This window comes from Nonomuraea sp. NPDC048892 (assembly GCF_040649735.1).
In the GTDB taxonomy this organism is placed as follows: Bacteria; Actinomycetota; Actinomycetes; order Streptosporangiales; family Streptosporangiaceae; genus Nonomuraea; species Nonomuraea maheshkhaliensis.
In genome coordinates this window covers 63346-76714 of the sequence record NZ_JBEZFZ010000005.1, presented here as the reverse complement: position 1 = coordinate 76714, position 13369 = coordinate 63346, and the positions used below count along the sequence as shown (strand labels likewise).

The 13369-nt window shown below is 74.1% G+C and carries 6 protein-coding genes and 1 pseudogene; 4 read left to right on the top strand and 3 right to left on the bottom strand.

What is annotated here, in order from left to right; all coding sequences use genetic code 11:
* The first annotated feature begins 461 nt into the window (after positions 1 to 461).
* Positions 462 to 1472 carry a LacI family DNA-binding transcriptional regulator gene (locus AB0C28_RS17735; protein WP_358075610.1) on the top strand — a complete coding sequence of 337 codons (1011 nt, stop codon included), beginning with the start codon at positions 462 to 464 and terminating at the stop codon, positions 1470 to 1472.
* Positions 1473 to 1488: 16 nt separating this feature from the next.
* Here AB0C28_RS17735 and AB0C28_RS17730 read toward each other — a convergent pair whose 3' ends face one another.
* From AB0C28_RS17730 to AB0C28_RS17720, 3 genes and pseudogenes are all read right to left on the bottom strand, one after another.
* The gene (locus AB0C28_RS17730; protein ID WP_358075606.1) at positions 1489 to 2331 is read right to left on the bottom strand and encodes a hypothetical protein; all 843 of its coding nucleotides are present in this window, start codon (positions 2329 to 2331) and stop codon (positions 1489 to 1491) included.
* Between the two features lie 49 nt (positions 2332 to 2380).
* Positions 2381 to 2557 (bottom strand): annotated as a pseudogene (locus AB0C28_RS17725) (NAD-binding protein); the annotation flags it as partial.
* A 147-nt stretch (positions 2558 to 2704) separates the two neighbouring features.
* Positions 2705 to 5728, bottom strand: a complete 3024-nt coding sequence (locus AB0C28_RS17720) for a BTAD domain-containing putative transcriptional regulator (protein ID WP_358075603.1) — start codon at positions 5726 to 5728, stop codon at positions 2705 to 2707.
* 198 nt (positions 5729 to 5926) lie between these two features.
* Here AB0C28_RS17720 and AB0C28_RS17715 point away from each other — a divergent pair, with 198 nt between their 5' ends.
* Genes AB0C28_RS17715 through AB0C28_RS17705 form a run of 3 tightly spaced genes read left to right on the top strand, consistent with a single transcriptional unit; the run spans position 5927 to position 13361 of the window.
* A complete protein-coding gene (locus tag AB0C28_RS17715; RefSeq protein WP_358075600.1) occupies positions 5927 to 7255 on the top strand; it encodes an SWIM zinc finger family protein in 1329 nt (442 codons plus the stop codon).
* Positions 7252 to 10509: a DUF6493 family protein gene (locus tag AB0C28_RS17710; protein WP_358075597.1), complete on the top strand. Its 3258-nt coding sequence runs from the start codon at positions 7252 to 7254 to the stop codon at positions 10507 to 10509. Before AB0C28_RS17715 ends, AB0C28_RS17710 begins: the two co-directional genes overlap by 4 nt.
* Positions 10506 to 13361 (top strand): hypothetical protein, encoded by a 2856-nt coding sequence (locus AB0C28_RS17705; RefSeq protein WP_358075594.1) that lies wholly within the window; start codon positions 10506 to 10508, stop codon positions 13359 to 13361. The genes AB0C28_RS17710 and AB0C28_RS17705 overlap by 4 nt, the downstream gene beginning before the upstream one ends.
* Positions 13362 to 13369 lie beyond the last annotated feature (8 nt).

The window sequence follows — 13369 nt, the reverse complement described above, 5'->3', positions numbered from 1 at the left end:
GTGCACGTCGGCGATCTGGTTGCTCTTGAACGCCAGTTGCAGCGCCTGGCCCATCTCGCTCGGGTTGTAGACCACGTGCTCCACCCGGGTTCCGGGGTGGGCCTTGCCGTACTCGGCGAACATGCGCTCGTACAGCGGCTTGAGCGGCTGGAAGTGATCCCACCAGCGGATCACGTCGGCGCCGGCCGTGGTGGCCGCCTCCTGCTGCGAGCTGCGGCTGCATCCGGAGACGCCGAGGACGCCCGCCAGGGCGGCGCCGGACAGTCCGAGGAATCGCCGGCGGCCGAGATCGGTCATGGTGGGTCCTCTCCTTCCCGCCGGGATCGAGGCGCGGGAACTGAGACGAGGGGGCGGGATGGGGGGATGGGGGGATGGGGGGAATGGGGGCATGAGGGCATGGCCGGATGCTCCGGACCTGGGCCGATCCGAAGGCGAACGTTCGCCCTTCGGAGGTAAAGACCGTGGCCAGTGTCTCGCTCAGGGACGTCGCCGCGCGCGCCAACGTGAGCTTCCAGACGGTGAGCAAGGTGCTCAACGGCAAGGGCGCCGTCACCCCGGCCACCCGGCAGCGCATCATCGAGGCGGCCGAGGAGATCGGCTACATCCCCAACGCGCTGGCCCGCAGCCTGCAGTCACGCAGCTCGCTGACGCTCGGGGTGATCACCGTCGACTTCAGCAACTCGACGCCGGCGCTGTCCCTCGTCGGCATCGAGCGCGAGGCACGCCGGCACGGCCTCAGCGTGATCCTCAGCAGCCTGGATCCCGACGGCTCCGACTGCGTGCGTTACCTGCGCGTGCTGATGGAACGCCGAGTCGACGGCATCATCATGAACGCCCCCGCGACCGAGGAGGACGAGGAGGTCGGACGGCTGCTGCGCGGCGGGCCGCCCTGCGTCAGCCTGCACGACATCGCCGGCGGCGGGGTCTCGTCCGTCACCATCGAGGCCGAGAACAGCGCGGCGCTCCCGGTCCGCCACCTGCTCGCGCTCGGCCACCGCCGGATCGCCACGGTGACCGGCCTGCTGCGGCGGCACAGCGCGCAGCAGCGCACCGCCGTCTACCGGGAGGTGCTGGCCGGGCATGGCCTGGCCTACGATCCGCTCCTGGTCGAGGACGGCGCGTGGGAGGTCGAGGGCGGCTACGCGGCCACGCACCGGCTGCTCGACCGAGCGCCCGACATCACCGCGATCTACGTACAGAACGACCTCATGGCCGTCGGGGTGCTCAACGCCCTGCACGAGCGGGGGCGGCGCGTCCCCGACGACTGCTCGGTGGTCGGCTGTGACGATCATCCGGTCGCGGCCCGTACGATCCCGCCGCTGACGACCGTGCGGATGCCGTTCTACGACGCCGGGGCGGCCGCCGTCCGCCTGCTCCTCGATCGCATCGCGGAGCGGAGCGCGTCGGCGCAGGAGGTCCTGCCCGTCTCCATGGTCTACCGCGCCTCCACCGCCGCGCCGCCGGCCGGTTGACGATCCTGCGGCGGGGTCAGGATCCGGACGTCTTGAGTGACGACGGGTAGTCGTCCAGGGTCATGGACTCGTACACGCGCCCGCTCTTGGTGGTGAGGCGGAGCAGGGCGCGCCTGGGGCCGGCGGGCAGGGCGGAGATGAGGCGGATGCCCTGGGCCAGCGCCGAGACGCCGAGGCGGGAGGTGGGCACCAGGGTCTTGGCCGCGCTGAGCGCCGCCGCGCGGCTGCCGCGCACGTGCCCGGCCATCGCGCGCTCGTACGCGGGAAAGGCGCGCTCGTGATCGCCGCCCGCCCGCGCCAGCTCCCCCGCCAGCACGTACGCGCCGACGACGGCCAGGCTGGTGCTGCCGCCGACGGCCGGCCCGGGGCAGTAGCCCGCGTCGCCGACGAGCGTCACCCTCCCCCGCGACCAGGTGTCCATGCGGAGCTGGGAGATCGAGTCGAAGTAGAACGCCGGGGTGCGGCCGAGCTCGTCCAGCCAGCGGTCCACGTCGGGATGCAGCCCCTCGAACGCGCCGCGCAGCAGTTCCTTCTGGCGGGGCACGTCGTGGCGGTGGTAGTCGAGCTCGCGCTCGCTCCGGAACAGGAACAACGCCCGTGCCTCGCGGCGGCGCACGTTGGAGTGCAGCCCGTCCGCGCCGACGACGAGGTCGAAGCGGCGCGGCGGCGCCTGCTCGAACCGCACCTCGGCGTCGGGCGAGATCGCGGTGATCGAGTCGTCGAAGACGTACTCGACGTCGTCGCGCGTGGCGTCGTAATAGATCTCGCTCAGGTCGTCGCGCATGATCTCGACGTACCGGCCCGACGCGACGCGGAAAATCTTGCCGAGGTCCACCCGGACGGGACGCCGCGCCCTCACCGCGCAGGGTCATCCGCGTCGTGCCGGTGGCCCGCTCCTCGACGCGCGGGAGCACGCCCATCTTCTCCGTGATGTCCATCGCGGGCCGGAACAGGTCCACCGCGTGGCCGCCGGTCCTGCGCGGGGCCGGTGCCCGCTCGACGACGGTGACGGAGCAGCCGTGCCTGGTCAGCCAGTACGCCAGCACGGGGCCGGCGATGCTGGCGCCGGAAATGAGAATCCGCATGAACCCGCCCTCGTCTCTGTGGCTCGACCGGCATCGTGGCCGGTCGTGCCCGGTCGTGGGCCCCCAGTGTCGCCGCCGGTGCGCGGTGGTGGATTGAACGAATGTTCCCTGGCCCGTTCGTCACGGTGCCTTGTGCGCGCCGTACGGTCAGGCGGTGTGCTGCTCGATCAGCGCGGCGACCTCGCCGGCCTCCGGTGCGGACGTGGCCTCCAGGAGGGTGAGGGCGCGGCGCCAGGCGGCCACGGCGGCGGACAGGTCTCCCGCGTCGCGGTGCACGTCGCCCAGCAGGCGCAGGGCCAGGCCCTGGCGGCTCGGGGCCTGGATGGACGCGCACATGGCGACGATCTCGTCGAGCAGCGCGGCCGCCGCGTCCAGACGCCGCTGCCTGCGCCACACTTCGGCCTGGGTGAACAGCACGCGGGCCTGCCCTACCTTGTCGCCCATATCGCGATATATGGCCACGGCCCGTTGCAGGAGGGGTTCGGCGTCGGCGAGATCCTGCCGGGCGAGCCGCGCCTCGGCCAGGCCCAGGGAGGCGTAGCCGACGCCGCTCGGGAAACCGAGCGCGCCGAGCACGGCCAGCGCCTGGCTGAAGTGGCCTTCCGCGGCGGCGGGGTCGCCCTGGGCGAGCACGATCTCCCCCAGCACGATCCTGGTGAACTCGCGCGAACGCACGTCGCCGATCTCGTCCGCCATCCGCACCGCCCGCCGGACGAACGTGCCGGCCTGCTCCAGCCGGCCCATGCGGAAGTGGATCCGGCCGATGCCCCGCAGGACGGTGATCTCCGTGCTCCGGTCGCCGGCCCGTGCCAGGCCCTCGCCGGCCTGTTCGTAGCAGGCCAGCGCGTCGGCGTCGCGCCCTTGGAGCCGGTGCAACTCGGCCTGGTTGACCAGGGCCAGGGCGTGCCCGTGCCGGTCGCCGGCCTTGCCGAACAGCTCCAGGGCCTCCTCAAGGGCCAGGCCGCACCCGGTCCGGTCGTCGAGGGCGAAGCACAGCCGGGCGAGCCCGTGCAGCATGGCCGCCTGCCCGCGCAGGTCGCCCGACACGCGGGCTCTGCGCAGCGCGGTCTCATGCGTGACGCGCCATTCGTTGTGGAAGTTCCTGGTCTGGAACAGGTCCAGAGTGCTGGTGGCCAGGTCCCAGCAGAGCTCGTCGAACCCCAGCGCCGCGCACTGGCGCACGCCCTCCACGACGCTCGCCGCCTCGGCCTCGATCCAGGCCAGCGGGTCGGCCACCACGCCTCCCGCGGCCTTCGCGTCGAGCCGCCAGACGATCCCGTCGCCGTGGACCATCCGGTAGTCACCGCCACACAGCCGCCGGTGTGCTCGCCTGGCCAGGTCGAGCCAGGAGCTGAAGGCACGTTCGAGAGCGGCGGAACGTGCGCCGTCCGGCTCGTCGGCCTCGGCCCGCTCCCGCGCGTACGCCCGGATCAGGTCGTGGAACCGGAAGCGCACCTGCCCGCCGGGCCCGTGACCCGCCACCTCAAGCAGGCGGACGTCGGCGAGCTGTTCCATCAGCTGCTCGGCCTCCGGCTCGGACGTGTCGAGCAGCGCGGCGCCGGCCCAGATCGCGAAGTCGGGCGCCTCCAGCAGGCCCAGCAGGCGGAACATCCGCTGCGCCTGGGACGGCAGGCTCTGGTAGCCGATGGCGATGCTGGCCCGGACCTCGCGGGAGCCGTGGGAGAGCTGGCCGAGCCGGCCGCGCGTGTCGCTCAGGCGGGTGATCAGGTGGCCCAGGTCCCAGTGGGGGCGCGCGGCGAGCTTGGCGCCGGCGATGCGCACGGCCAGCGGCAGCTCGCCGCAGAGCCGGACCAGGGTGCGGGCCTCGGAGGGCGTGTCGACGACCTTCTCGGCGCCGATGATGTTCCCCAGCAGCTCGACCGCGTCCGCGACGGGCAGGACGTCCAGGTCGATGCGCCGGGTCGCGGGGAGCATGGCCAGCCGCTGCCTGCTGGTGATCAGTACGGCGCAGCCGCGCGTGCCCGGGATGAGCGGGCGTACCTGGGCCTCGTCCGCCGCGTTGTCGAGCACCATGAGGTAGCGCCGGTCGGCGAGGGTCTCGCGGTAGAGCTCGACGCGCTCGTCCAGGTCGGCCGGCAGCCGGGAGCTGTCCAGGCCCAGGGCGCGCAGGAACCGGCCCAGCGCCTCGGCCGCGTCGAGCGGATGCCGCTCGCACCCGCGCAGGTCGATGTAGAACTGGCCGTCGGGGAACTCGTGCCTGAGCCGGTGCGCGACGTGCACGGCCAGCGTGGTCTTGCCCACGCCGCCCTGGCCGGAAATGGCGCTGACGGGCACGGCCGTGCCGGCGGATGTGCCGTGCGCCGAGAGCAGGTTCCGCGTGACCGCGGCCACCTCGTCGCGCCGGCCCACGAAGTCGGCGTGGTCGGGCGGGAGCTGGCAGACCGTGGTGCGCGGTCCGGGTTCGGCTGCGCTCAGCTCGTCGGCCAGGGTGACGGCGTGCAGCCGCCTCAGGTCGAGGCCGGGTTCCGCGCCCCGCTCTGCGACGAGGTGCGTGCGCGCCCGCTCGTAGGTCTCCAGTGCGCGATGGCGCTGGCCGGCCCGTACGTACGCGAGCATGAGCAGGTGCCAGGCCCGCTCGCGCAGAGGCTGCTCGGCGACGAACGCCCGCAGGTCGCCGATCACCTCCGCGGGCGAGCCGGCCCCCAGCCTGGCCTCGGCGTCGTCCAGGCGCGTCTCGGCCAGCCGTTCCTCCAGCTCGGCCACCCGTTCGCGCATCCAGTCGTGCACCTGGACGCCCTCGGCAGGACGCCCTCGCCACAACGCCAGTGCCCCCTGGAACCCGCGTGCCGCGGCGACGAGGTCGCCCCGCCGCGCGTCGGCCCGCGCCCGGCGCACCTCACGGTCGAAGACCAGCAGGTCGACGTCCTCCTCGTCCGCCTCAAGCAGATATCCGGAGCCCCTGGTGAACAGGCGGACGTCGGACCCGAGCGCCTTCCTGATGCGGGCGACGTGGGTCTGCAGGTTGGAGACGGCGGAGGGCGGGGCCGTCTCCCACAGCGCGGCGATCAGCCGGTCTCTGGAGACGGGCGCGTTGACGTTGAGCAGGAGCGTCGTCAGGACCGCGTGCTCCTTGCCCTTGAGCGCGATCTCCCGCCCGTCCGCCGCGCGCACCTGGACGGGGCCCAGAATGCCGAACATCGCTCCAGCCATGGCCCGTGCCTCCACTGAGTGGATGTGTGGCTCCCCCGACAGAGTTCGATCACTAGTAGCGCGCGGTCATGGCGGCCGTCAAGGCCCGGGGTCGAGTGCCGTCGCACACCACCGTGAACGTCCCGCGCGGTGGCCCATGAAAGTGCCTCTGATCAGCGGCGAGCCGGTTTGTCGGTGCGTTGATCTACTGTCCCGGCCATGACCTCATCGACGCAGGCGTACACGTACGCCGCGCCCTCCTCCCTCGTCGACGGCCGGCTCGGGCTGGCGACCTCCGGCGGGCGGGCCCTGTCCGGCCCGGCCGTGGCCCCCCGGTTCTTCAGCGGCGTGGTGACCCAGGCCGCTCCCGCCGCGGCGGCCCTGCTCGGCGTCGCCGACGTGGCGCTGGCCCGCTACCACCAGCCGCAGTCGCGGCCCGGCTGGGTGCGCGACCCCGTGGTGACGTGCAACGGCGACCGGCTGCGGTTCGAGTCGTTCTCGGCCTGCGGCGGCGTCTACGCCCGGCTCGACCTGCTGAGCGGCGCGCTCGACGGCGAGGTGTTCGACCGGGGCACCACCAACGTCGACGTCAACGCGCCGCTGCGCGAGGCGCTGGCCCGCATCGGCGCGCGTGACCCGCTGCACCTGGGGGTGGGCCTCGACGAGCTGGTCGTGACCACGATGGACGGCGCGGTGGTGGAGAAGAAGGTGCCGCTGCCCGAGCGCTGGCTGCGCGGCTTCGCCGAGGTGCAGGTCATCGCCTCCGGCATGGACCAGCGCGGCGAGCTGGCCGGCATGGCGGCGGTGCGCTTTTTGCGCGGGCTGCCCAGGAAGGACACGGTGTGGGTGGCGCAGGCGGGCCGCGAGCTGAAGGTCTCGCCCCGTCGGATCGCCGGCTCGGTCCAGCTCGCGAGCCCCAACCGGCTGGCCACCCTGCTGCCGCTACTGCGCTTCGCGAAGTCGCTGCGGGTGTACGGGCCCGCCGACGCCTCCTCCAGCGCCTGGGAGCTCGAGCTGCCCGGCATGCGTTACACGCTCACCCTGTCGCCCGCGCGCTGGCGCGGCTTCTCCGGCGAGGGCGCGGTGCTCGACGACCTGGCCACCGACGAGGCCGACGCCGACGCCGACGTGGTGGGCATGCTGCTCAACTTCGAGCCCGAGGTCGAGATCGGCCTGCTGGCCGACCGCGCCGGCCTGCCCGCCGACCGGGTGCGGGCGGCGCTGACCCAGCTCGGCGTGGCCGGCCGGGTCGGCTACGACCTGTCGGAGGCCGCCCACTTCCACCGCGAGCTGCCGTACGACAAGGACGACGTGAGCCTGCTCAACCCGCGGCTGGCCAAGGCGCGCAAGCTCATCGAGGCGGGCGCCGTGCGGCTCGACGGAGAGTCGGCCACCGTCAGCACCTCGGGCGGCACCCGCCAGGTCTCCCTGGCCGACGGCTCCTGCACCTGCGAGTGGTGGTGGGACCATCGCGGCTCGCGCGGGCCGTGCAAACACGTGCTGGCCGCCCGGATCGTCGCCCGCGCCGCCGTGGAGGTCTCCCGATGACCCTCTGGACGGAGATCCGCGACCTGGTCGCCGCTAATCAGGTCATCCGCCTGACCGACCGGCTGGTCACACTCACCGACGCCGAACGCGCCGAGCTGGGCGGGCACTTACCCGGCCTGGTCAAGGAGCTGCGCCGCGCCCACACCGAGCGGGTGCGCGCCGAGCACCCCGACGACTTCGAGGAGCTGTCCTCCTGGCAGATCGGCGACGCGCTCGACACGGCGTCCCAGGCGCTGCTGCTGACCGGTGTCGGTGTCATCGGCGGCCCGGCCGCCGCGGTGACCTGGATGACCGGCCGCGACGTCAACCGCCGCTGGGCCGCCGCCATCGACGTCGCCCAGGTGTGCCGGGTGGCGGGCACCCGCCCCCTGGAGTGGCGCCGCGACGTCGCGGTCCGGCTGGCCAGGCGGATCCGCCGGCCCAATGACCGCATCGCGCCGCTGGCCCTGGCGCTGCTGCGCGAGTCCGGCGCCGTGCCGCCCGACCACGACCCGCTGGTGGCCGCCTGGCTGGCCGCACCGAGCGTGGCCCGTGACCCGCTGACGGGCGTGCTGCTGCCCCGGGTCTTCGACGCCGACGGCGCGGGCCGGGCCCTCCGTGACGAACGGCTGGAGCCGCGGCCGTCGCACTGGCTGGCCACCGCCGCCCGCGAGCTGCCCAGAGACCAGGTGCTCGACAGTTGCGTGCGCCGTTTCCTGCGCGGCGGCGAGGCGCAGGACCTGCGCTTCTTCGTCCGGCTGCACACGCTGCTCGCCCCCACGCCCGCCGAGACTGCTCCCCGCCTGCGCGACTACCTGCGGCTGCTGCCGTCAGCCCCCGGTACGGTCGCCGAACTGGCCGCTGGGCAGGTGCGCGCGGCGCCGCTCGACCACGCCGACCTGGTCGAGGCGGTCGAGGCCCTGACCTTCAGGGCCGAGGCCAAACTCGCCGTCACCGGGCTGCGCTGGCTCGACCAGGCGCTCCGGGCCACGCCGGAGGCGGCCGGCGACTTCGTGACCGCGCTGACCACGGCGTACGCGCACGACTCCTTCGACGTGCGCAACCGCGCGGTCGAGCTGAGCCTGAAGCACGCCGAGGCGTTCGCCGGCCACGCCGAGGCGATCCTCGACGGCCTCCGCCACCTGGCCCCCGGCCTGGGCGCGAGGCTGGCCGAGCGGTTCGGCGGACAGGCCCCGGCCGAGGCGCTGCCGGAGGAGAAGGAGTTCCCGCCGCTGCCGGAGCTAGCCGAGCCGCAGCCGTTCCCCGAGCCGTCGCTCGCGCCCGGCCGCGTCGAGGGCTGGGCCGGCCGCGAGCGCTGGCTGGCGGCCTTCGTCGCCGGAGCCGCCGCCGACAGGGAGGAGCTGCGCCGCCGGCTCAGGTTCCACGTCGAGCAGATCCAGCCGCACGTGTACGGCTGGCGGGGCAAGGACATGCGCCTCGACCCCGGCGACTGGCAGTCGGCGCTGTCCGCCGAGCTCGTGAACCCCGGCAGCGCGCCGCCGCGGCCGCCGGTCAGGCCGCAGAGGTTCTGGGACTCGGCGAACCACTCCGTACGGGTGCGCGTCCTCACCCGTGGCGAGGAACCCGGCGACGAGCCGTCGCCCCGGCGGATCACCGTGGGCGGCTTCTACCGGCCCGGCCGCTACCTCGATGACGACGCCCCGCTGCGTGCCTTTTTCATCACCTGGACCAGCGACGACGGCCCGGCTCATGCGGTGGCCCGCGAGGGCGGGCGGCAGGTCCCCTTCTCCAACGGCCGGATCGACCTGGGGCCCTCCCCCACCGACGCCGACTCCACCTACGCCGACTCCAGCGACACCGGCACCACCGGCACCACCGGCACCGACTCCACCGGCACCGAGCTGCCGCCGGAGCACGACGAGGACCGCCATGGCGACCCGCGTCCGGATCGTCCGGCGGGGCCCCGCGGCCTTTACGACGGCTCCGCGAAGGCCATGCCGTCCCGCGTCCTGGACATCGCCTATGAGCGGATGGCCGAGCTCGGCGTCGACCCCGCCAGGATCAAGGCGATGCGATCAGGCCGCCCGGTGCCCCCGCCGGGCGCGGACGAACCGCTCGTGCAGGTGACCGTGGTCTTCGTCCCGCCCCGGCTGCGTTCCTTCATGCCGGAGCCGCTGCCCGAGCACGAGGAGTGGCGGCGGCGCAATTACCTGCCCTCTCCCAACCAGGTCCCCCCGCCGCACGACTTCCTGCTCCACCGCTACGCCGAGCTCCTCGCAGCCCTCCGCGACGGCGCCCTGCAGCCGGTGCTGCTGGCCACGCCTACCTGGATGAGCGGCCATCTCGACCCCGACGTGCTGGTCGACCGGCTGGAGACCTGCGCCGCCGCGGGTGTCGAGCCGGTCCCGTCCGACCTGGCGCAGGCGCTGCTGCGGTTGCCCAGGGGCCGCCACCAGGCCGCGGCCGACCGGGCGGCCAAGGTCGACTCGGAGGCGGCGCGCTCGGCCGCCCGCTGGCTCGCCGGTGACGGCCTGGCCGACCCCGAGTGCGGCCTGGTGTGGCGCCACATGGTCGGCGCGACCATGGTCGAGTTCGGCGACACGGAGCCGGACCACTTCACCGAGGTCAGGCTGCGGCCCGTGCTGCGGGTGACGGCCCCGACCGGCCACCGGCTGATCGACGAGGTGCTGCTGCGCGAGCCGTCCGAATGGCTGTTCGACCAGTACAACAGCACGATCGGGGTCTGGCCCGCCATGGTGCCCTCGCATCGCGAGATCGTGGCCGTCAACCTGCTCCCCTATCTGCTGCGCGGCCACTGGGGCACGTGGGCGGCTCCGGTGGAGATCGCCGACCTGGAGCTCGCCCAGGGCCCGCTCGGCGAGGCCACCGCGGTGATCCTCGCCTACCTCCTCGTCAGCGGCGTGCCGGACATGATCCCGCTGATCCTGCGCATGGCCGCCAAGAGCGAGCTGCCCGCCGAGGCGATCGGCCGCCAGCTCGCGCTGGTGCTGCGCCGCACCTGGCTGCAGACCCGTCCCGCCATCGCGGTCCTGACCGAGCTGGCCGACGCCGGCGGCCACCACGAGGTGTGGCGCATCCTGCGTGTCCTGCTGCCCGAGCTGCTGCCGCGCGAGGGGCAGCGGGCGAGCGTGACCCACACCGAGCTCGTCGCCTTCGCCGCCGACGTGGCCGGCTGGACCGGCGCGCGCGGGGAGATCCCGGCCGTGGCCGCGTTCACGGGAAGCCGGCGCACGAGCCGCTTCGCCCACGAATGCCGCCGCCTGCACGCCCAGCTCACGGAGGCCACGTCATGACCATTGACGGCGTTCGTACAGAGATCAGGGCTCTCGTTCTCGACCACGACGCCGAGGGGCTGGCCGGGCGATTACCGCGGCTCACCGACGCCGAGCGGGCCGCCGTCGCCGCCGACGCGCCCGGCCTGCTCGCCGTGCTCCGCGCCAACCGGCCCGCCGGTTGGGACACGCTCGACCTGGACGCCGTCGCGGCCGAGGTGCTGATGATGGTGGGCGCGGCGACCCTGCCGGGGCCGGCCGGGGCGGCCACCTGGCTGATGCGGCGCGACTTCAACCTCCCCCGTTGGGCCGGCGCGCCGAGCCCGCACCGGGTGGTGCGGGCGATCTCCGGCCGCCCGGCGTCCTGGCGTGCCGATCTCGCGGTACGGCTGGCGCGCCGCGTCCGCCGTACCGACGACCGGATCGTGCCGCTGGCCCTGGAGCTGCTGCGCGACGCCGACGTCATTCCGCCCGACCACGAGCCGCTGGTGGCGGCCTGGCTGTCGGCGGCGGGCGTGCCCGGCGACCCGCTGACACCGCACCTGCTGCCGAAGATCTTCGATGCGGCCGGCGCGGGCCGGGCCCTGTCCGGCGAGACGCTCACCCCTGAGCCGTCCCACTGGCTGGCCCTGACCGCCCGCACGCTGCCGCGCGAGCAGGTCATCGACGGCTGCGTGAGCCGGTTCCTGCGCGGCGGCGACGTGCGCGACCTGCGCTTCTTCGTCCGGCTGCACACGCTCGTCGCGCCCACGCCGCAGGAGTCGGCCGGGCGGCTGCGCGACTACCTGCGGCTGCTGCCCGTCGCGCCGGGCCCGGTGGCCGAGCTGGCCTGGCGGCAGGTGCGCGGGGCTCGGCTCGATCCCGCGGACGTCGCCGAGGCCGTCGAGGCGATGACCTTCCGCCAGGAGACCGGGCTCGCCGTGAAGGGCCTGACCTGGCTCGACCGTCACCTCGGCGAGCATCCGGAACGGGTGTCCGACCACGTCACGGCGCTGACCCACGCCTACGGGCACGCCGCGCACGAGGTACGCGACCGCGCGGTCACCCTCACCCTCAAGCACGCCGCCCACCTCACGGACGCGGCCCCGATCCTGGAGGCGGCCGAACTGCTGCCCCCCGCCTCGGCCCGCCGGCTCTTCGAGCGCTTCGCGGAGGGCTGGACCGGCGACTTCACCCCCGGCCGCCTGCCCGAAACCACCGTCCCAGGCCCGTTCCCGAACGTGGACGCGGAGCTCGGCTCGTTCTCCGGTTCAGGTGCGGAGAGCGGCCGGTCGGCGGAGGCCGGGTGGATCGGTGTGGAGGCGTGGCTGGCGGCGGTCACGCGGCAGGCGTACACCGACCCGGCCGCCCTGAAGCGGACGCTGGCCCGCCAGTTCGGCGAGGAGCTGCGGCCGGTGCTCTACGACATGCCGGAGTGGCGTTCGCCTCGTGACTGGTGCACCGCGCTGGCCAGGGAACTCGTCAATCCCGGCGAGGATCCGGGCCCGCCGGACGCGCGTCCGCCGAGGCGGCGCGCCTCGTCCTGGGGGACGACGTCCGACCAGCGGACCGGCGCGACTCAGGCCGGCCTGGGCGATCTTGGCCAGACCCTGTACGACAGCATGATGAACGTCGCGGTCACCGCGTACGAGCTGTTCCCCGGCCTGCGCCCGCTCTTCCCGCTGCACGAGATGCCCGACTCCTTCCAGGAGCAGTTCCTGCGGACGGCCGATTCCAGGACCGATCCGCACGAACCAGAGGCCGCCCCAGAGGATCTCTACGACCCGCGAACCCGGCCCGCGTCCGCCCCCTGGAGCCGTCTCCCGCCGTCGCGGCGGTGCGCCCACCCCGACCTCTTCCTGCTGTCCCGCCTCGACGAGCTGCTGCGCGCGGCGAAGGCCGGCACTCTGCCCCCGCTCCTGCTGGCCACCCCCACCCGCGCCGACGGCCACCTCGGCCCGGAGACGCTGCTCGATCGCCTGATCGTGTGCGCGGCGTCCGGCCGCGAACCGCTGCCGCTGGACCTGCAGCAGGCCCTGTTGCGCGTCCCGCCCGGCCCCTCCCCCGACCTGGCCGAACGCGCGAGAGCCATCGGGACGGCCGCCGCCGCGACCGTGGCCCACTGGTTCGGGCGCGGCGCGCCGCCGTCCCCACGGGTGGAGCTGACCTGGTCCCCAGGCGATGGCACCTACGGCGGAGACGCCCGCGACCGGCGCGGCAGCGTCCAGGTGAGCTGGGAGCCGATCCCGCCCACGGGCCTCGCCCGCCTCGACACCCTGCTGACTGCGCCCAGGACGATCTCGTTCCGGCGCGGGTCACGGGAGTTCTGGCCCGGTATGACGCCTCATCACCGGGAGCTGGCAGCGGCCCACCTGGCGATCGGCCTGATCGACGGCTACCACCTGCCCCAGCTCACGATCGACGACCTCCATGCCCTGGCCCAGGCCGAAGGCACGTCGGGACCGGCGACCGCCCTGATCCTGGCCTACTTCCTCACCTTGGAGGGCGACGAGGCGGTGCCCCCGCTGCTGCGGCTGGCGGCCAAGGACGCGCTGCCCGCCGCCGAGACGGGCCGGCTGCTGGGACTGCTGGACCGGCGCACCCGCTTTCCGGCCGGCCCGGCGTTGCCCTCGCTGGAGCTGGCCGCCAGGCAGGGCGCGCACGCCGAGGTCTGGACGATCCTGCGCCACTTCCTGGCCGCCTTCCTCCCGGGAGAGGGCGAACGGGCCCAGCGCCCGCACACCGACGCCGTCGTCCTGGCCACCACCATCGCAACCTGGGCCGGAGCGCGCGGCGAGATCGCCGAGGTGGCCGCCCACGCGAAGAGACGCGGTTCGACCTCGCTGACCAGGGCCTGCCGCAGCCTGCACGAGTTCCTGACCCGAAATCCCTGACCGGCGCA

Coding starts and splice junctions, on each gene's coding strand:
- AB0C28_RS17720 (WP_358075603.1), bottom strand. CDS start 5,728: ATGGCTGGAGCGATGTTCGGCATTCTGGGCCCCGTCCAGGTGCGCGCG.
- AB0C28_RS17715 (WP_358075600.1), top strand. CDS start 5,927: ATGACCTCATCGACGCAGGCGTACACGTACGCCGCGCCCTCCTCCCTC.
- AB0C28_RS17710 (WP_358075597.1), top strand. CDS start 7,252: ATGACCCTCTGGACGGAGATCCGCGACCTGGTCGCCGCTAATCAGGTC.
- AB0C28_RS17705 (WP_358075594.1), top strand. CDS start 10,506: ATGACCATTGACGGCGTTCGTACAGAGATCAGGGCTCTCGTTCTCGAC.